Source organism: Ureaplasma zalophigenitalium (genome assembly GCF_025780055.1).
In the GTDB taxonomy this organism is placed as follows: domain Bacteria; phylum Bacillota_I; class Bacilli_A; order Mycoplasmatales; family Mycoplasmoidaceae; genus Ureaplasma; species Ureaplasma zalophigenitalium.
The window spans coordinates 15,319-36,278 of the sequence record NZ_JAOXHJ010000006.1; the positions used below are offsets into that span (position 1 = coordinate 15,319).

16 protein-coding genes are annotated in these 20,960 nt (G+C 30.9%); 14 read left to right on the forward strand and 2 right to left on the reverse strand.

Annotation, left to right across the window (positions count from 1 at the left end):
• Nucleotides 1-119 precede the first annotated feature (119 nt).
• The 7 genes from OF365_RS02610 to whiA all read left to right on the forward strand — a co-directional run bounded on the left by OF365_RS02610 (nucleotide 120) and on the right by whiA (nucleotide 9,210).
• A complete protein-coding gene (locus OF365_RS02610; protein WP_263818058.1) occupies nucleotides 120-4,262 on the forward strand; it encodes an AAA domain-containing protein in 4,143 nt (1,380 codons plus the stop codon).
• Nucleotides 4,263-4,434: 172 nt separating this feature from the next.
• Entirely contained in the window at nucleotides 4,435-4,608 is a 174-nt protein-coding gene (locus OF365_RS02615) for a hypothetical protein (RefSeq protein WP_263818059.1), read from the forward strand.
• On the forward strand, nucleotides 4,584-5,159 hold the full coding sequence (locus tag OF365_RS02620; RefSeq protein ID WP_263818060.1) for a hypothetical protein: 576 nt from the start codon (nucleotides 4,584-4,586) through the stop codon (nucleotides 5,157-5,159). Before OF365_RS02615 ends, OF365_RS02620 begins: the two co-directional genes overlap by 25 nt.
• A gap of 187 nt (nucleotides 5,160-5,346) precedes the next feature.
• The gene (gene hprK / locus OF365_RS02625; RefSeq protein ID WP_263818061.1) at nucleotides 5,347-6,276 is read left to right on the forward strand and encodes an HPr(Ser) kinase/phosphatase; all 930 of its coding nucleotides are present in this window, start codon (nucleotides 5,347-5,349) and stop codon (nucleotides 6,274-6,276) included.
• A gap of 3 nt (nucleotides 6,277-6,279) precedes the next feature.
• Nucleotides 6,280-7,308: a prolipoprotein diacylglyceryl transferase gene (lgt, locus tag OF365_RS02630; RefSeq protein ID WP_263818062.1), complete on the forward strand. Its 1,029-nt coding sequence runs from the start codon at nucleotides 6,280-6,282 to the stop codon at nucleotides 7,306-7,308.
• Nucleotides 7,309-7,319: 11 nt separating this feature from the next.
• Entirely contained in the window at nucleotides 7,320-8,249 is a 930-nt protein-coding gene (locus OF365_RS02635; protein ID WP_263818063.1) for an NAD(P)/FAD-dependent oxidoreductase, read from the forward strand.
• Nucleotides 8,236-9,210, forward strand: coding sequence for a DNA-binding protein WhiA (gene whiA / locus OF365_RS02640; protein ID WP_263818064.1), 975 nt, complete (start codon nucleotides 8,236-8,238; stop codon nucleotides 9,208-9,210). Before OF365_RS02635 ends, whiA begins: the two co-directional genes overlap by 14 nt.
• A gap of 298 nt (nucleotides 9,211-9,508) precedes the next feature.
• Here the strand turns inward: whiA and OF365_RS02645 are convergent, their stop codons facing one another.
• Together OF365_RS02645 and OF365_RS02650 are read right to left on the reverse strand one after the other, a co-directional pair.
• A complete protein-coding gene (locus OF365_RS02645; RefSeq protein WP_263818065.1) occupies nucleotides 9,509-10,420 on the reverse strand; it encodes a pseudouridine-5'-phosphate glycosidase in 912 nt (303 codons plus the stop codon).
• A complete protein-coding gene (locus tag OF365_RS02650; RefSeq protein ID WP_263818066.1) occupies nucleotides 10,402-11,307 on the reverse strand; it encodes a PfkB family carbohydrate kinase in 906 nt (301 codons plus the stop codon). Before OF365_RS02650 ends, OF365_RS02645 begins: the two co-directional genes overlap by 19 nt.
• A 166-nt stretch (nucleotides 11,308-11,473) precedes the next feature.
• Here OF365_RS02650 and nrdF point away from each other — a divergent pair, with 166 nt between their 5' ends.
• The 7 genes from nrdF (at nucleotide 11,474) to OF365_RS02685 (ending at nucleotide 20,945) form a co-directional block, all read left to right on the forward strand.
• On the forward strand, nucleotides 11,474-12,508 hold the full coding sequence (gene nrdF / locus OF365_RS02655; protein ID WP_263818067.1) for a class 1b ribonucleoside-diphosphate reductase subunit beta: 1,035 nt from the start codon (nucleotides 11,474-11,476) through the stop codon (nucleotides 12,506-12,508).
• A 2-nt stretch (nucleotides 12,509-12,510) separates the two neighbouring features.
• Nucleotides 12,511-12,975, forward strand: a complete 465-nt coding sequence (nrdI, locus tag OF365_RS02660) for a class Ib ribonucleoside-diphosphate reductase assembly flavoprotein NrdI (RefSeq protein ID WP_263818068.1) — start codon at nucleotides 12,511-12,513, stop codon at nucleotides 12,973-12,975.
• Entirely contained in the window at nucleotides 12,968-15,136 is a 2,169-nt protein-coding gene (gene nrdE, locus OF365_RS02665; RefSeq protein WP_263818069.1) for a class 1b ribonucleoside-diphosphate reductase subunit alpha, read from the forward strand. Before nrdI ends, nrdE begins: the two co-directional genes overlap by 8 nt.
• A gap of 94 nt (nucleotides 15,137-15,230) precedes the next feature.
• Nucleotides 15,231-16,982, forward strand: coding sequence for a hypothetical protein (locus tag OF365_RS02670; protein ID WP_263818070.1), 1,752 nt, complete (start codon nucleotides 15,231-15,233; stop codon nucleotides 16,980-16,982).
• A 12-nt stretch (nucleotides 16,983-16,994) separates the two neighbouring features.
• Complete coding sequence (locus OF365_RS02675; protein ID WP_263818071.1) at nucleotides 16,995-18,236, forward strand: potassium channel family protein; 1,242 nt, start codon at nucleotides 16,995-16,997, stop codon at nucleotides 18,234-18,236.
• An 8-nt stretch (nucleotides 18,237-18,244) separates the two neighbouring features.
• Nucleotides 18,245-20,254 (forward strand): NAD-dependent DNA ligase LigA, encoded by a 2,010-nt coding sequence (ligA, locus tag OF365_RS02680; protein WP_263818072.1) that lies wholly within the window; start codon nucleotides 18,245-18,247, stop codon nucleotides 20,252-20,254.
• The gene (locus OF365_RS02685; protein WP_263818073.1) at nucleotides 20,217-20,945 is read left to right on the forward strand and encodes an MPN527 family putative ECF transporter permease subunit; all 729 of its coding nucleotides are present in this window, start codon (nucleotides 20,217-20,219) and stop codon (nucleotides 20,943-20,945) included. Before ligA ends, OF365_RS02685 begins: the two co-directional genes overlap by 38 nt.
• The last annotated feature ends 15 nt before the right edge of the window (nucleotides 20,946-20,960 follow it).

Here is a 20,960-nt window from a genome sequence, read left to right on the forward strand (position 1 = left end):
AAAATAGCCTTTGGCTATTTTATTTTTTTATTCAAAAAAACTTTATAAATAAAGGACCATAAAGGCTTTATATTTTATAAAATATAATCATATTGTCGCGTATAAAAGAAGAGGTAAAAATGAAAAATGCAATTAAAGAGAAACTAATGAATCTAGTTGGTTTATCACCGAATGACTCAGTTATTTTCGCTAAAACCAACAACACAAAAAGCATCGATCTATTTAAATATGTTAATAAGGAAGATCTTTATGATTTTATTAATAATAAAATCAGTATTTTAGAATTAGATGCAAACAAGAACGTTGATCTTTTTGAACAAAAATTAAAAAACAGCGGATCATTTGAAGAATTTACATTAATCTTAAACGAAAATAATGTTACTTTGAGTGACCATAAAACTCATTTGTTACGCAAAGATTTCCACAAAAATAAATCCAAAACAATTCAATTAGCTATTGAACAATTATTGTCTTTCAAAAAACGTTTTATTACGCTAAACAGATTAGCTAAAAATTATTTTGAAGACACAACTGTTTGACCATTATATTTAGCGTTTAACTTCATTCGGGGGCGTGTTTTAAGTGCGAGTGTGTTTAAATCACCACTAACGTTGTTTAAAGTTGAAATTCGGGAAGAGAAAAATCGTGTGTTTATTGCTAAATTGCAAGATGAACCAGTGGTAAATGAAAAATTACAAATATTTTTAAAAAATGCATATAAGGACTATAAGTTATCAGCGAGTGAATTAGTGTCAACATATAACATTAATACCATCGTTGAAAACATCCAAGAGATATCAGGATATGATGTGCAAATCCCTGTAGATGAATTTGTCCCTTTTGATAACGAAAGTGAAGCCGATGTATTGTCAAGTGTTTCGGGGTTTAACATTTTACCATGCGCTTTATTAGGTGTCTTTGAGCCTGATGGTGGAGCTTTAAAAGAAGACTTACAAAAATTAATCGATCAAGAAATTGATCCTTTTGAAAAGGATGATGATGCTCGTAATAAATCGACTGAATATTACCAAAATGAGGTTATTAAAAAAAATACAGTATATGAAATTGACCATCCGCTAAATATTTATCAAAAATATGCAGTAGCCTCGTCGCTTGCTCAAAATACCTTAATTTATGGTCCGCCTGGAACGGGGAAATCAGAAGTTATTGCTAATATTATTTTTAATACTTTATTAAAAGGTAAAACAAGTTTATTAGTCTCTGAAAAAAGGGCTGCTTTAGATGTTTTAACAGACCGAATTGGACCATTGTCAATTTTTGCTTTATATATTTATGATCTAACAAACAAAGAGGTTTTCTTTAATAAAATTGATAATCTAAATGATTTATTAGGTCCACAATGATTCCGTGAAGATAATCGACGGGGTAAAGTTAAAGAGTTCCCCTCAGTGGTTTTTACGCAAGAAGAATCAATGTTTTTTAAAAACTACCAAGACTATAATTCAGAACTTCTTGATTTAGTAAAAAAACACTGAACAATTGAAGACTATAATGATGGTATCTATAACATCGATTACGCAGATTATGTAGCGATTAAAAATGAATTAGGTGAGGAAATCATTAACGAATGATTAGGTTCGCGTAATTTTGATGATTTTGGAATTAAAAAACAAAATTTATTTGAAGCAATTACAGATATTTTCAATGATTATACGATGTTGGATATTTCAGATTTATTCCAAGCATATTTTACTTTTACCAAGTTTATCAAACGTCATAAACTATTAGATATCTATTCACAAGGTGAAATCATTAAGCATCTGCAAACAATCTCTAACAAGATTAAAACAAACCAAGAACTAGTAACTAAATTCTTAATGCATGCCAATGTGATTACCAAAGAAATCCAAGCTTTCCAAGACTTTAGCTCTGATACAACAGTTTTAGAAGACCCAAACCACAAAAACTTTTTAAATAAAACAACACGGGAAAAGAAAATCTTTATTGATAAGATTGCAGATTATCTAAGTTTCCGACGTGATGTGATCGCACGTGATTACACACTATCAAATAAAAACAGTCAACAAATCAAAGAAGTTGTTCATTTGTGTAAAGAATTCTTTACTAACCACAAAAAAATCTTGGGCATGAATGCTAATAGTAATTACACATACCACGAATTCTTAATTAGTCAAAGTGAAAAAATTGCCGACTTCATGAATGTTTTTAAAAAACATAATAATGAAGAAGATAGAAAAATTATTTTTGCAGAATTTGTAAATAATGCGCGTGTAATCAACAGTGCTGATCCTGGAGAAGAATCGTCACTAACACTAAAAGAAGTTAAATCACGTGCTAAAGAAATTGATGCAGTGATTGGTTTATTTGACGACTTCTTGATTAATCAAGACTTTTTAGCTAAACCACGGATTGCTGAAATTATTCAATACGAAGAATTTGTTGATTATGATTTGGATTATTTAGCTAAATTAGATTCATTGAGTAATATTTACACACCATTAATGCAAGAAATTATTAAAGAGTGATCATGACTTTCGCTACCTTATTTAAAGAAACTTTATTTAGAACCAATTGTGATTTTTGATTTAGAAAAAGTTGCCCCGATTATGAGTCAGGTTACAACCTTTATTAATCACAACCAGTTTAGAAAGTTAAAAACTATTGTTTTATGAGATGGCATTAAATCAAATATCAGCATCTTTAGTGAGACAAAGGGGTTATTGTTACAGGACATCTTAACGCAAATTAGAAAAGAAGCTTTACGAAGTGCTTCATTCATTGGTGAAATTGTCTTTAAACAATACATCAATAACTTACGAACTTATTTAAGTAAATTACCAAAAGAAACTAAACAACAAATTACAAATGCTTTACGAATTGCGTCAAGCCGTAGCTGACCATCAATTTCTCGTTATATTAAAGAATACTACAGTGTTTTAAAAATTCTGTTCCCGATTTGAGTGGCACGTCCCGATAATGTTGCTGCACTGATTCCGCTGAATGAAAACGAATTTGATTACGGGATTTTTGATGAAGCTAGTCAAATGACTATTGAAAGAAGTTATCCAATTGTTTACCGTTGTAATATCAAAGTCGTTTCCGGAGATGACAAACAATTAAAACCAACATCATTCTTTGTTAATAAATTAGCCTATAGTGACTTTGAAATTGATGACTTTGACCGAGTGGATTCACTTTTAGAGAGAGCTAAAACGGCCTGATGAAATGAATTCCATTTACGAAACCACTACCGTTCAGATTCGAAGGAATTAATTGAATTCTCTAATAAATATATTTATGATAATAAACTAGAAATTGCAACAAAACAAGGAGCATTTGAAAAAGGGATTGAAGTCATTAATGTTAATGGTATTTGAGATAAAGGCAACCCGATTGAAGCACACAAAGTGGTTGAAGTCTTAGAACAAAACTACGAAAACTACAAACGAATTTTAATTGTAACTTTCAATGCGGTTCAAGCTTTAATGGTTGAAAACTTGATCTTAGACAAAATGAATAGTTTCCCACAAGCTTTAAGTGACAAAATTGAAAATAACGAAATCGTTATTAGTAATCTAGAAAATGTCCAAGGTAATGAAGGTGATTTAGTTATCTTATCAATTGCTTATGGTCATAATAAAGAAGGTGTTCTAAGAAATAACTTTGGACCATTAAATATGAAGGGTGGAGCTAACCGTCTAAACGTAGCTATTACTCGGGCACGTAAGAAAATGATCGTGGTTAAATCGCTTTATGGTAATGAAATCCAAGTATCAAACATGAACAATGTGAATGCATTAACATTCAAACGTTTCATTGAGTTTATTGATAACATTTCGACATCAAAATCAATTAATGAATCTCTTGAAGATGTTAACAACCAATTATATTTTGAATTCAAGAGCGATTTAGTTAAAGAAATTTATTCAGAATTAACAAAGAAACTTTCGAATAAATATCTAGTTTTCCCTAACTGAAACATTGGTACGAAAAAGATTGATATCGTTATTTTACATAAGGACACAAAAGAGGTTCTAAAAACGATTATTTTAGAAAACTGAAAAGACAACCGTAGTGTGCAAATTATGCTAGAAGATATTGACCGACAATTCTTTTTAGAAGATCGTGGATATTCAACATACCGAATTAAAGAATATGAATGATACATTGATAAACACAAAATTATTTCACGTATTAAAGAATCATTATCACCTAACAACAACCCAGAAAAAATTGACTATGTTTTATGACAACGTCAAAACGATAACGTTAATAAATAATGATACAAAAAGTAACCCCTGCGGTTACTTTTTGTATTCCTCTCATACAATTTTTTGTTTTAATAGTTGCATTAAAAAAGTATTTCGATAGATAAACAACTATAATTTAGTTAATCAAAAATAAAAGATAAATAGTTCTCAAATGAGGAATTTTTATCAGAAAGTATAACTTATGAAATTTAAAAAAATAGCAGTAATTGCAAGTTCGACCATATTTGGCCTAACCGCTATATTAATAGCGACGGCTTTTCAACGCGTTGAAACAAAACAAGAGCATGATGCAACCATAGCGTTTATAGAAAAAAGTGGAAAAATTAATTTATGCAAACAAACATTAAACATTTAGCAGATGCACAAAACTATAAAATGAACGTTAAAAAACAATGAATGCTCGTTTTTAACACTTTTATCATCATTGTATGCGTGGGTGCAGCATTAGGATCGATAATAGTTTGCACGAGTGATTATTCTTGGGAAACTCATCATTTTCATTCAGGGCTTAGTTCGCAATTGTATCATTGATTAATATATGTGTCTTTTGTCTCTTGTGTGGGTCCACTAATTTATTTATCGCAATTTTTCTGACTAATGATGGCTAAGAACAAATGATATATAGCTCTTTTTCCTATCTTTTTTATTAATCGTATTAAAAGTGAAGTTCAAGGAAAAAAATGCTTTGTTACAGCCGTTACTATTCTAACATTCTTTTTGTTAGTCGCTCTAACTGCATATGTGGCTAGCAGAATTGGTGGCGGTAAATGAATAACTCATATCTATGATACAATCTTCTGTATTTTATTTATGGTAAATTTTTTGTGATTGATGATAGATAGTGGTATGCTAATTAAATTTGAAAATCAACGATCAAAAAGTGCGCAAGCAAATAAAATTTTTTAAAAATAACCTAATAAAGTTAGCAAACAGATTGCTAACTTTTTTATTTTGATAATCAAATATTTACAAAAAAATATACGTGCAGAGTAATATTTTAGGATCTCAAAAGTTCCTTTAAAAGATTAATTAATTTATTTTTCTGCTTTTTTCTTTAAAATTAATAAGATATAGTATAAAAAAGGTGAGTTTTATGGAAACTAAATCGAAGTTATTGGTTTCACAACTAGTGAAACGTTTTGGATTAGATGTTGTCATGAACCAAGACTATTTAAACAATCCGATTTCTACAACCGGAATTAGTCGAGTAGGGATAGAATTAACAGGAGAGGTACTATTTAAAGAAATTATATCAATTGTTTATTTTGGATCAAAAGAATCACGTTATTTATCTAAATTTTCGGCTTCAATCATTCGTAAAAAATTACAAACAATTATTGATTTAAAACCACCTTTAATTTTATTGGGAAAACATTTTTGGTATGCTGATATCGTCTTAGATATTGCAAAAGAAGCATGTGTACCGATTGTGAAAACAAAATATAGTTTCTATGAATTAAATTTCACAATCAACTCATATATTAGTCAAAAATTATCACACCAATCATTAGTTCATGGAACATTGTTAAATATTTATGGTGTAGGTGTTGTTTTGCGCGGTGTTTCGGGAATTGGTAAATCAGAAATAGCAATCGAATTAATTAAAAAAGGCCATATCTTTGTAGCTGATGACGCAATTATTGTAAACAGGATTGGTTATAGTGTTTATGGTCGAGCGGATGATAAAACAAAAGATTTTATTGAAATTCGAGGGTTAGGAATTATCAACTTTTCAAGATCCTTTGGAATTGAGAGAATGATAGACTCCACTAAAATCGAAATTGTAATTGAATTAGTAATGGTTAAAAAAGATCAAAAATACCATTTCGAACGTTTCGGTCGTAATTTACACTATAAAAACTTCGAAGGGGTAAACGTTGTTCATTATATGATTCCGGTTATTCAAGGTCGATCAATCGCCGATATTATTGAAACAGCGGTTACTGATTATAAATTAAAAAAAGCAGGGTACAATTCTGCTGATCAGTTTATTAAACAACAAATTAACAACAAGGAGGATTAAACAATGAATTATGTATTGGATTTTATCAATCCGACGAACAATTTAGCCAATGCGATAGTTGGTGAAGGCCATAATGTAGCTTTTTCAATAGGCAAAAACTTTGATGTCTACGGTTATGGTTTGACTTTTATGGCTGGTTTTGTTCTAGCTATTTTGATTTATTCGCTAAGATTAAAATTTCACTATAAAGTACCTTTTGACCCAGGATTTTATTATGTTTTTATTGCGGTGCCTGTTATTTTATTAGGGGCACGAATTTGGTCATTTGCGATCGGAGATGCTAAAATAGGGTCAACGGGTTTCTTTGATTTTAGATCAGGTGGTTTAGCTGTCCAAGGTGGTGTTATCGGTGGAGTGATTGTGGCGTTAATCTGGTTTCCTTTAATTTTACGTAAACCAAAATACCATGTGCGTGATGTTAATGCGGATGGCGAAGTATATGTTCGACAAGTGAGTGTTTGGGTATATGCGGATGCTATTATTCCCACAATTCTAGTAGGTCAAGCATTAGGTCGTTGAGGTAATTTTATTAATGGAGAGATCTATGGTTCAGAAACAACACCCGAAGCGTTAAAGTGGTTAGAAAATAGTATGCCGGCGGTTTTCGAAGGTATGAAACACCCAATTGGCAATGGCTCACTATTCACTATTTACCATCCTTTATTTTTATATGAATCATTCTTTAATGTAATCTTTTTTACAATCATTTATTTTGGTTTATCATATATTAAACAATTACGAATTGGGGTTGTGGCCTGTTCATATTTTGTGGTTTACGGTATTATTAGATTCATTACAGAGACGGCCCGTGCCGCACAATATCGATTTGCGGGCACTTACATTATCAATAGTTTATTACTAGTTGCGGGCATAATTGGTATTTTATATGTACAATTTGTTACTAGATTCACGCGCAATCGTTTTGTTTTAGAGGCTATGTTTTGATGAATGAATCCATCAAAAAACCGTCGTGTATATTCTTTTAAAGACATTCGACAAGAAGGCGAAAAATTATATTATTGCAACAAATAAAGGGGTTTAACATGGCAAAAATTTATGATTGCATCATCATTGGAGCAGGTCCAGCTGGACTATCAGCTGCTGTTTATGGACAACGGAGTGGACTTGATTTATTGGTTATCGAAAAAACGATGCCAGGCGGAAAAATTATTTCTACAGCTACAATTGAAAACTATTTAGGTTTTGATAAAATTGATGGGCCTGATTTAGCTTATAAAATGTATGAGCATGCTCAAAACATTAATGTTAATTTTGTTTTTGATGAAGTTTTAAATATTCGCAAAGTTGATGATTATGTGTGCGTAAAAACAGCTGAAGAAATTTACTGAGCAAAAACTATTTTAATAGCAACAGGAACAATTAATCGTCAATTAAATGTTCGAAACGAGAAACATTTTTTCAATAAAGGTATTTCTTTTTGTGCAATTTGTGATGGGCCACTTTATAAAAACCGAAAAGTTGCTGTGGTTGGTTCAGGGCGCTCTGCAGTAGATGAAGCGTTATACTTATCAACTATTTGTAAACAAGTTTATTTAATATCTAATAAAAATGAATTTAAAGCCGAACAAAAAAATGTTGATCTATTGTATCAACACGAGAATATTAAAATATTTTATAATCATGATACATTAGGTTTTGACGGTAAAGAAATACTAGAATCAATAACACTTTTGGACCAAAAATCAGGTCAAAAAAAACAATTAGATATTGCTGCGTGCTTTATTTTCATCGGATTACTACCTACAAAAATTCAGGATAGCGATGAACTTTTATATGATCCAAACAATAACTTTATTTTAGTAGATTCAAATTATATGTCAAAAATCCCGGGTATTTTTGCTGCGGGTGACATTATTAAAAAAAGTATACGTCAAATTGCTACAGCAGTATCTGATGGTGCTCAAGCTGTATTACACATTAGCGAGTACATAAACCAACATGAGTGAAAATAAGGCATCTTTTAACTACATTGTGCGTGATGAAATCATTTCGAACAAACACAGCATTAAAGATCTATCCGATATTATTTATGCGATTACGTTAAACTTTAATACACATTTGCAAGATACTTGAGTTTTTAATTTTCATAATCAATCAATTTTAGATTTTCTTGTAAATTCTATTGCAGATTTAAAAAATTCATTTCATAAGGAATTTGATGAAATGCAATATTCGCTAGGTTATAATAAAAAAAACGAAGTTCAACAAGTGGTTATTTACCACGGCGTGGATAAATTAAGTAGTAAACTAAAATGAAATAAATTAAAAGTTAAAGATTTTGTTTTTGATGACTTAACTGACGAAAAAAATAAAAATCGCATTAAGGCGCAAAACTTTATCATTGGTGCTTTTTTAGGTTATGGTTATTTAAATGACCCTAGTAAAGTATCAAATTTACAAATCAGGGTTTATAATGATTTGTTTGCTGATATATTCTTAGCGGCGACAAAATCATTTGGTTTAGAGTTCAAATATTTGAAATCAACAAAAAAAACGATCCTGTATTTAAAAAAACGCGAAGCTATTAGTGATTTTTTAAAAATTCTAAAAACTAATTTTAGTTATTTGCGTTTTGAAGATATTCGTGTAGTTAAAGATTATACAAATAATTTAACGCGACTTGAAAATATCAATCATTCCAACACACAAAAATTAGCAAAATTAGCTGGTGAATTAAAAGTAAAAATCGATTATATTATGAGCAAACGACCTGTCAGGTTGGCCCAAGCTTCCCCGGCTTTTCAAAAATATTGTCAACTACGTCGTGATAATTTTGTTGGTTCACTTAATGAAATAGTTGAGAAACTACAAGAGGATCATCACATAAGCATTAGTAAATCGGGTTTAAATCATTTTAATCGTAAAATTAAATTAATGTTTGATGAAATAGTATACGAAGAAGAGAATAAATAAAAAACAAAGTACTACGACCTACTTTGTTTTTTTATTCTGTTACAAAACGGAATTATATTTTTGATTTGATTTGAGAGATTGAAAAAAATTAAATTTTTCATTTAAATGTTGATTAAGAAAAGTATCAAATAAATTATACATTTTTAAAGCTCTTACCTTCGTGAGGCAATCATTACAAAAGGAATAAGAAAGGAATCAAAGAACAAATTCCATTGGCAACATTGCTAAAATAATTTTGCTTATTAAAGCTAATTTTATTATAAAAAAATTTACACGCCTCTGCTTTGTTTGAGCATTTTTATTTTTTAAAAATATCAGCATACGCACTTGCGATTTGTGCTGCTACAGTCGCATTATTATAAACTAAAGCGATATTGGCTTCTAAGCTTTTATTTGCTGTTTTATTTGTAATTGCTTGTAGTAAAAATGGTGTAGTATCTTTGCCTACAATATTTTTGACTTGGCTTTCTAATAAAGCGTCTTGAATAATTTGGTTAATGTAAGTAGCATCTAAACTTTGCGTCTTTGGGATAGGATTAGCTAAAATGATTCCCGAATTTTGTAATGCTCATTTAGCTTTCATAACCTTAGCTACCTCTTGAACGCTGTTTACCTGATATGTGACATCATAATCAGAGGTGTCACAATAAAAAGCAGGTAACTTACTTGTTTGATATCCCAAGACTTCGACACCTTTCGTTTCTAAATATTCGAGAGTTAATGGTAAGTCTAATATTGATTTTGGGCCAGCGCAAACAACCAAGACAGAAGTTTTTGATAAAACTTCTAAATCATTAGATATATCAAAAGTTGTTTGTGCGTTTCGGTGAACACCACCAATGCCCCCTGTAGCAAAAACTTTAATACCAACTTTTTCACTAATTAAGGCTGTTGTAGCCACCGTAGTCGCGCCAGTTAGTTTATTGGCGATTACATACCCTAAATCCCGGCTACTTGTTTTATAAACTTCTTTATTGGTAGCTAAATAATGTAAGTCTACTTCACTTAAACCAACTTTAATTACTCCGTTAATAATGGCAATAGTAGCAGGGACGGCGTTGTTTTGACGAACTATACTTTCACAAGTTTGAGCCATTTCGATATTTTGCGGGTATGGCATACCATGAGAGATAATCGTAGACTCTAAACTAACAACTGGTTGATTGTTAGCTAAGGCTTGTTTGATTTCTTCTAAGATTTCGATTTTCATAATAATATCTCCTTATTTAAGTTTACTGGATTCAAATCTAAACTATTTGTTAAAGGGGAGTGTAAAGTGATTAACGAAGCACAACTACCACTGATTAATTGATCATAGGGATTAGCATTCTTCTGGAAGAATTTTGCATACAAATAACCTGCTAAAAAAGCGTCTCCGGCCCCCGAAACATTAACAACATTTGTTGGTTGCGACGAAATCTGAAAAACCCGATCTTTCAAAATAACTAACGAACCTTGTTTGCCTAAAGTAATAATTACCTCTTGAATATTAAAAGATTGTACTTTGGCAATAATCTCTTGTAATGTTTGAACGTCAAAAAGTGTGGATGCTTCTAGAAAATTGGCTTTTAAAGATTGTACTTGTCCCAGAATAGGTTTTAATTTAACAATCTTATTGGCAGACACACCTTCGATATAAACATTTTTAAAACTATTTAAAATATATGATAACGTTTCAGTGGTCATATTCATATCACAAACAACTAAACTATAATCGTCTGGATTTAAATTTAGAGATTTTAAATAACTAGCATCAATGTACTGCACGCATGACATATCATTAAAAGCGACCATTAATTCCTTATTTTCATCAAAAACTGACAAATATGTATCAGTTGATTGATTGTAGCTTTTATAGATCGTGTTAACATTGATTGAACGCAAATAAGCAACAGCTTCTTGCCCTTTGGAATCATTACCAACATTAAAAACAAAATCAACATCAAAACCTAAACGAGCTAAATTTTCTACAATATTCTTTGCTACACCCCCAAAAGTTTTATATATTTTACCTGGATTAGAGTCGCCGTAAATAATAGTTTTATTAGGGACTGCAATAATATCGACAGTGACAGCACCAATGACTAATGTTTTCATTTTTTTTACCCCTTTTTCATTAATTATAAAATAAAAATATTATTCTGTATATACAAGACGAAAAACGGATTAAAATACCATAAAAAAAGGCAAAAAAATAAATATTTTTTGCTAAAAAAACGTGCCTTTTGTTCTTATAATTATTTAACCAGGAGGTTTTTAAAATATGAGTTCAAAAAAACAAAAAAGAAAAAATAATTATTTTTATGAATCAGTATCACCCATTGAATATTACAAAAACGGATTCAAAGGGAGATTGCGTTCTGTTAATTGAAACTGAATGAATGATGAAAAAGATTTAGAAGTTTGAAATCGGATCACGCAAAACTTCTGATTGCCAGAAAAAATTCCATTAGCGAGTGATATCCCTTCATGAAAAACACTAAATGAAGACTGACAACAGTTAATTACGCGAACATTTACAGGATTAACATTATTAGATACAATCCAAGCCACTGTGTGTGATGTGGAACAAATTCGCAACTCTTTAACAGATCATGAACAAGTAATTTATGCTAACTTCGCATTCATGGTAGGGGTTCATGCCAGATCATATGGGTCTATTTTTTCCACACTTTGTACAAGCGAACAAATAGAAGAAGCTCACGAATGAGTGATTAGTAACGATAAATTACAAGCTCGTGCCAAGGAATTAATTCCTTACTATATGAACGAGGATCCATTAAAGTCCAAAGTAGCCGCTGCTTTAATGCCCGGTTTTTTATTATATGGTGGCTTTTACTTACCTTTTTATTTAGCAGCGCGTCAAAAATTGCCGAACACAAGTGACATTATTCGCTTGATTTTACGTGATAAAGTTATTCATAACTATTATTCAGGCTACAAATATCAACGTAAACTAGAAAAGATGAGTGCTGAAAAACAAAAAGAAATGAAGGAATTTGTTTTTGATTTAATGTACCGTTTAATAGATTTAGAAAAAGATTACTTATACGATTTATATAAAGGTTTTGATATCGCCGAAGACGCAGTTAAATTCTGTTTATATAATGCAGGTAAATTCTTGCAAAATTTAGGCTATGATTCACCTTTTACTGAAGAAGAAACAGCAGTTGCACCAGATGTATTTGCACAATTATCTGCGCGAGCAGATGAAAACCATGATTTTTTCTCAGGTAATGGATCAAGTTATGTTATGGGAGTTTCTGAAGAAACCGAAGATGATGATTGGGATTTTTAAATATGAGTCACGAAGTATATAAATTAATAAACCACGAAGAGATTAAGAAACCAAGTGGCGAAATTTTAGTCGTTTATTTTTCGTCATATTCTAACAATACTCACCGTTTTGTTTTAAAAACTGGTTTACGGGCATTACGTATTCCTATTGATTTAGGCGAAGAGTTATTAGTGAATGAGGATTACGTTCTTTTTTGTCCGACTTATTCAGGGGGCGGATCAGAAACGGATGGTGCTGTTCCAAAACAAGTTATTAAATTTTTAAATAATCGCCAAAATCGTGAACATTGTTATGGAGTAATTCCTAGCGGAAATACAAACTTCAATGACACTTATTGTTTAGCAGGACCGGTTATTTCACAAAAGTTAAATGTACCAATTCTTTATCAATATGAATTATTAGGTACAAAATATGATGTAGAAAATGTTATTTCAATACTAAATAAATTCTGGGGGAAAGATGAATAAAGAAAATAAAACTAATCGTTTAATTAATGATGATGAATATATTGCACATAATGCCTTAATCGGGATTAAATCATCTCAATTTAAAATTGATTTTCAACAAGATAAAATTGCTGTGCAAAAATATATAGAAACACAAATCAAACCTCACACTAAAGTGTTTGAATCTAAAAAACAACGTCTAATGTGATTAATTAACAATGATTACTATGATGTTGATGTTATAGACAAATACGATTTAGACACCATTGTTGAACTAGAAGAATTTGCTGATAGTTTCAATCATACATTCCCAAATTTTATGGGAGCTTTAAAATTCTATAGTACTTATTGCTTAAAAACCTTCGACCACCAAACCTTCTTAGAAAATTTTGCACAACGAATAGTTATGAATGCACTAGTATTAGCTAATGGTGATGTAGGATTGGCTCGTGCTTTAATTCAAGATATCATCACATATAAATTTCAACCAGCAACACCAACTTTTTTAAATGCTGGTAAAAAACAACGTGGAGAATACGTTTCGTGTTATTTATTAAGAGTAGAAGATAACATGGAATCAATCGCGCGTGCTATTGCCACTAGCCTTCAATTATCCAAACGTGCAGGAGGGGTAGCTTTATGTTTAACTAATTTACGTGAAGCTGGGGCACCAATTAAACAACTAGCTAACAAATCATCAGGGGTAATTCCTGTTATGAAAATTTTGGAAGATAGTTTTTCTTATGCTAATCAATTAGGGCAACGACCTGGGGCAGGGGTTGTTTATTTAAATGTACACCACCCAGACGTATTAGCTTTTTTAGACACTAAGAGAGAAAATGCAGATGAAAAAGTCCGAATAAAATCCCTATCATTGGGTTTAATTGTTCCCGATATTACATTTGAGTTAGCAAAAGCAAACAAACAAATGGCTCTATTTTCACCTTATGATGTTCAACGTGAATATAACAAACCATTAAGTGATATATCAATTACTGAGGAATACGAAAATCTAGTTAACAATAAAAATATTAAAAAATATTATATCGAAGCACGTAAATTATTCCAAACAATTTCTGAATTACACTTCGAAAGTGGTTACCCTTATCTTTTATTTGATGATACGGTGAACAACCGATCAGCATACCCAAACGAAAGAATAGTAATGAGTAACTTGTGTTCAGAAATTGCCCAACCTTCAAAAATGACTACCTTCAATGATGATTTATCCATTGACGAGCTAGGAACAGATATTTCGTGTAATTTAGGTTCTTTAAATATCGCTAAAATGATGCAGTCTGGTGAAGATTTTGGTCATGTAGTCAAGCGAGCAATCCAAGCTTTAAACACTGTTTCGCGTGTTTGTAAATTAGATTGTGCTCCCACGATTCAATATAATAACGACATGAATCACGCTTTGGGTTTAGGAGCAATGAATATGCATGGTTTCTTGGCTACAAATGGGATTTACTACGATTCACAAGAAGCTTTAGATTTTACTAACATCTTCTTTTACACGGTAGCCTATTATGCATTTAAAGCTAGCAACGAATTAGTTGACGAATTTGGACCGTGCGCCTCGTTTGCATCATCAAAATACGCTGATGGCTCGCAATTTGATAAATACACACAAGTACCAGCGGATACTTTTGTCCCTAAAACAGAAAAAATCAAAGAAATTTTTACTAACAACCAAATTCATATTCCTACACAAGAAGAATGAAAAGTGTTAGTACAAAATATAAAAAATAAAGGTCTAGCTAATTCGCATTTATTGGCAATTGCGCCAACCGGTTCAATTTCTTATTTATCTTCATGTACACCAAGTCTACAACCAGTAGTTGCACCTGTAGAAGTACGTAAAGAAGGACAAGTTGGGCGGGTTTATGTTCCAGCTTACGAAATTAACAATGACAATTACCAATTCTATGCTCAAGGAGCATACGAATTAGGGCCTAATCCAATTATTGATTTAGCAGCCGTTGCTCAAGAACACATCGATCAAGCGATTAGCTTAACATTGTTTATGACCGATAAGGCAACTACACGTGATTTGAATAAAGCATACATTCGAGCATTTAGTAAAAAATGTGCTTCAATTTATTATGTACGTATAAGACAAGATGTGCTTGAGGGATCAGAAAATTATGATGATTATCAGTGCGAATCTTGCAAAATCTAAGTTTTTTAGAATTATGGTAGCAAAAAGCTAACCATAATTTTTTCTTATAATGCTTTTTATTTATAATATATAGATGTATAAGGAATAAAAAAAGATGTCAACTGTAAGAAATTCAATCGAATTAGAAATCGAAAAACTTTACAAATCAATTCATAGTAAAGATAAAAAAGTCGTTGCCTTATATGGCGAAGTCGACGAAAAGGTGTACCAAATACTAAATGACATGATTATTTTAGCAGACCCACAACTGCCTGAATGATCATCTATTTCGACCGCCAATGAGGAATGTTTGGTCGAAGACATTAAAGGTTTTTTGTTGGCCAACACTACTCTTGAAAATTTCAAGTATTCAAATAAAGATACTCGTTTAACTTTGTGGTGAAAGAAACGAAAAATTGCTAAAGTAGTACGTCAAATTGACGAAATTGATAACGCAGTTAACAAAAAAGAAGTTCAGTCTCGTTCACGTGTTTACTTTCTACCCATTATTACTACTTTTAGTACTATTGGAGCAACAATTGCTGTACCGTTAATTTCAATTGTTTTTTTACGAACAAGAGAAATTATTGAGGTTTGATCACGTGATGGTTTTATCGGGATTGTAACAGCCTTATTTACTTTAATTAGTGCCATTATTTTATCGAACTTAATTTCGTTATTTAATAACCTAAGAGCTAATCGCCGTGATTTATTAATTTATAACATTGATAAAACATTAAATAATATTTACAAAAAATATTATTTTGATGAACAGGCTGCAGGTGTAGAATACGACCCGAGCAGTATTTATGACAGGTTTATGCAATCGTCCAAGATGATTATTACAAAAAGGTATACCTTTTTTTATGACACAATTGATCCAAATAGTACAAATTACACACGTCTTTTAAAATACTTTAAGACATTAAATTTATTCAATAACACAGTAATCTTTAACGCCTCATTCTTTAAATATTTAGATGAGCGCAAAGTTTTTCAAAACCAAATCCCAGAAGATAAACGGTTAATCATTCGCCTAGATAAATACAAAACAAAGGCAAGTTCACGAAGAATTATGAATTTCTTGTCTTACCAATTATCAACAATCTCAAACTTAAATTTAAGAAAAATGACAACTATGTTTCATTATTTTGCAAATAGTATTTATCGATTTATTGATTATTCAACAAATAATAAACAAATTTTATCCTTACTATTAGATGTTAAAGAATTTGCTCAACGCGACCCATCGAATACCTTGAGCAAACTAGCTCAATTCTATTTTGTTGATTTTTTCCACTTGCTAATTTTAAAAGCCTTAGAACCGGTTGACTTTGAAGTAATGCTTTCAGATATTTTAATATACGGTCGCCCTCGAGAAGCTGTCCGGAATTCACGTTATTATTTACAACTAAAACTAGATGATATTTTGAACAGAAATGTTTCGCTATATAAAAACATTGGTTTTATTTTAAATATGAGTGATTACTTTATTGAAGATATGCATAAAAATGTTTTCGTTGATTTTGAAAGATATGGGGAAGATGCAGTCAACGCGACTTATGATTTAAATGATCAACTGAAATCTTTACATAATCTGTTAGTTTTACGCAATTGCACTGAATTCGAATTAGATGATTCATTAGTTGATAAATATGATGCTGTTTACAAAAATAACCAAGATGAAGATATTTTTGTAAAAGTCATTTGTCATAATAAAGAAATAACTTTTATTGATGAATTAGAACAATGCTTAGAACACGCATATAACGACCAAATTGCTAATTTGATTATTGTGTGTTATGACAAGCATCTTTATTATCGATTCATCGATGGGGAATATGAAATAGTAAATGAAACAATTTAAAAGGAAAAACACATGACTAAAGAAGAAATAAAATTATTTAGAAAAGAAAACCAATTATTGTACTTTAATCGTTTTCGTTTCGTCTTATTCGAATTTACCGATATGCAAGCATATTCAAAAATAATGAATATGAAATCAATCATAGCGTTTTTTTATCAATTGTGTTTAATGATTATGGTTGTGGCTTCATCAACCATAATCATTTATAATCAAGCTAATTTAAACAACACTTCTGATCCGATTCAAGAAATGAATCATCATAGATTTATTAAACAATACTTTTTAATTTTTTATGTAATCAATTATGTATTTTTATTTGATTATTTTTTACGATGGTTCTATGCAGACTACTCACAATATAAATGAAGTCGACTAAAAGCTTTCTTATTATTTCCGTTTCGATTTACAAGCTTTCTGGATTTTGGATCATTCCTTATTATCATCATTATTTATCATTCAGGCCTTGCACAAACACTATTTAGTAATGAATTCTTAACTGATGATCAGATTTTTAGTGATTTTGTCAACAATCCTGTCTATATGGATGTTTTCCCTGCAGCAATTTTGTTCAAGATATTAGGGCTTCATAAAAAAATTATCAACAACACAGTTTTAGCTTCAGATATTAATGTTTTTGGAGAAGTTATTAAACGTCGTTGAAGAATTTTATTATCTTCAATCATTGTTATTTTAGTTTTTGCCTTTGTCTTAAGTTTTATTATTTTACGATGCGAACAAGATTATTACCATTTAAAAAATATAGCGTATGATAGTGATAAATATAAATTTAAATCACTTGGTGATTCTTTATGGTTTGCTGTAGGAACAATCACCACAATTGCTTATGGTGATTTAGCACCAGTAAGTGAACAAGGGCGTTTCTTTGCATCGATTATGGGGATCATTGGTGTAACTTATTATGGTTTCTTAACTTCGTTATTTGCTTCTGGAATTATCTCTGTGTTAAACGAATCAGCGCGAGCACGAACAAACACTAAATTATTACAGTTCCAATCTGAAAACGAACGCTTATTAAACGACTTTTCAATTAAGATTATTGAAGAGTTTAAAAAGTATAAAAATAATGATGAGCAAAATGAAGAAGATGCGAATGTTAAAAATCAAGAAACAATTATTTTGCATAAACAACGAACTTCTCGCCGTCACCCTAAACTATTAAAAGGTTTAGTTGATGACTTCCAAAAGAAAAACAAACAAGTGGTTTGAAATTTAAGAAAACCAATTAAGCGATAGGGTGAATTATGAATAAAGATATCGAACGTGTGATTAATGAATTAAGAAAACAATTACAACAATGAAATTATGAATATTATGCTTTAAATAATCCTAGTGTTCCCGATCATGTTTATGACCAAAAAATGTTGGAATTAATCGCTTTAGAAAATGCTTATCCAGAATTTAAATCAATCGATTCGCCAAGTGTACGAGTTGGGGGTTTTATCTTAGATAAATTTACAAAAGTTAAACACCAAACTCCGATGTTATCTTTAGCTAACGCCTTTAGCCAGGAAGATTTACAAAAATTCATTTCTGATCTAGAGGAATGAAGCTCTGATTTGAATGGTTTTGTTGTAGAACCCAAGATTGATGGCTTATCAATTAGTCTGATTTATGAAAACGCAACTTTAACACAAGCGGTCACTCGTGGTGATGGGCAAGTTGGCGAGGATGTAACTCACAATATTAAAACCATTAAAGATATCCCTTGATTTATTAGTGACAAATATAAAAATCAACGAATCGAGGTGCGAGGCGAGGTCTTTATGGATAATGAGGATTTTGTACGATTGAATGAGAATTTAGAGCTTACATCAAAACGTTTTGCTAATCCACGAAATGCGGCCAGCGGTACATTACGAAGTTTAGACAATAAAGTGGTTAGCAACCGAAATCTACAATCCTATATGTATTATGTTGTTCAAGCTAGCGAACTGGGTTTGCAGACCCAATACGATACCTTGGAGTGATTAAGAGAGCAAAAATTTCATGTTAATGAGCTAGTCGAGAAAACTAATTCCTTAAAAGGAATTATGAATACGATTAATAATGTATACAAAATTCGCCATACATTAAAATATCAAATTGATGGAATGGTTTTAAAAGTAAACAATTATAAAGTTTATGATGACATAGGCTATACTGTTAAATTTCCTAAATGAGCAATTGCTTATAAATTCCCGGCTATAATCAAGATGACACGAATCAAAGATGTTTTAATTGATGTGGGTCGAACGGGGAAAATTACATATACGGGTTTACTTGAACCTGTTGAATTGGATGGTTCTATCATCCAACATGTTGCGTTGCACAATTACGATTTTATTGTTGAAAAAGATATTCGAATTAACGACTTCATTACGATTTATAAGGCTGGTGATGTCATTCCTTACGTTGATCATGTTGTCTTAGAACGTCGTGACCAATCTGTTTCACTTTTTGTGCAACCCAAACGATGTCCTTCGTGCCAGTCAACATTAATTAACAATCCAGACGAAACCGATTGATACTGCTCGCACCCTGAGACATGTATGCAAGTACAAATAGCCAAAATTATTTATTTTGTTTCGCGTAACGCTATGAACATAGATGGGTTGCGTGATAAAATCATTACGAAACTTTATGAACATAAATTAATTAGTGATATTACAGACCTATACTTATTAAAGTTCTACGAAGATCGTATTTATGAGTTAGATTTAAAAATTAAACAGAAGGCTTTTAATAATCTAATCCAAAGCATTGAAGCTTCTAAAAAGAATTCATTAGAATGTTTATTAACAGGCCTGGGCATTCGGCACGTGGGTAGTACATTAGCAAAAAAACTAGCTCAACACTTTAGTAGTTTAGATAACTTGATGAAAGCGAGTTATGACGATTTAATCAAAGTTGATTTATGTGGCGAGAAAGCAGCTGCTTCCATTATTAATTTCTTTTTGAACCACGACAACCAAACATTAATTGGTAAATTAATTCAATATGGGATTAACACTTTATACATCTCTAATTTAGATGTGGATGCTTACGTACCGTTTGATGAGTATGCTCATAAAACCATTGTGATTACGGGAACTTTTAGCATTAGCCGTCCAGCTATTAAAGAGATCTTAGAAACTGTTTATAAAGTCAAAGTAGTTAATAATATTTCTAAAAAAACAGATTATTTATTATGTGGTAAAAATCCGGGAACAAAAAAAGCCAAAGCGTTAGAAATGGATGTTAAAATCATTGAAAACGAATTTTGGAAGAAATAAAAAAACGAAATATATTACTGTTAACAAAAGCCTTTTTGACTTTGCATTAAGTGCTATTATGTTAGCAGTCTTTTTGGTTATCAATTACTTATCTTCGTTTTTAAAGTTTCATTTTTTAGTATTAGACTTTGCTTGTTTAGCTTTAGTGGTGCTGGTTTATAAAGTTCGCACTCCTTTTGTTTATGTTGCTACGATTTTGGGGAGTATGTTTAATTTCTTTTACTCTAGTGCTAGTTTTATTGGTGTACTAATTGCCTTATTTAATAATGTAATTTTTATTTCATCGGTTTGATTGTTCGCACACATTGTTTTCAAAAATAAACAACATTTAAAACGCTATTTATTGTTTACGCTTTTTTGTAGTTGTGTAATAACCACAATTATTAGTACCTTCATGAATGCTATATTGTTTACTCCGCTGTTTTGATATATATTTAAGGTTACTTCAACAATTAGTTTTTATGAGTTAATAATTTCTTACAAACCAACCCCATACTTATTAAATGCGCCAACTTATTTATTAGGCCACATTTATTTGTATATTCCGTTTAATTTAATTAAATATACTGGAATTATGGTCTTATCTTTAATGATTGCTCCCTTATTAATTAAGTCGGGTCAATGTGTTCAAAAAAACGTTTTAAAGAAACAAAATTTTCAATTTGATTATAACTTTAAACGGACACCTTAAAAAACGTGTCTGTTT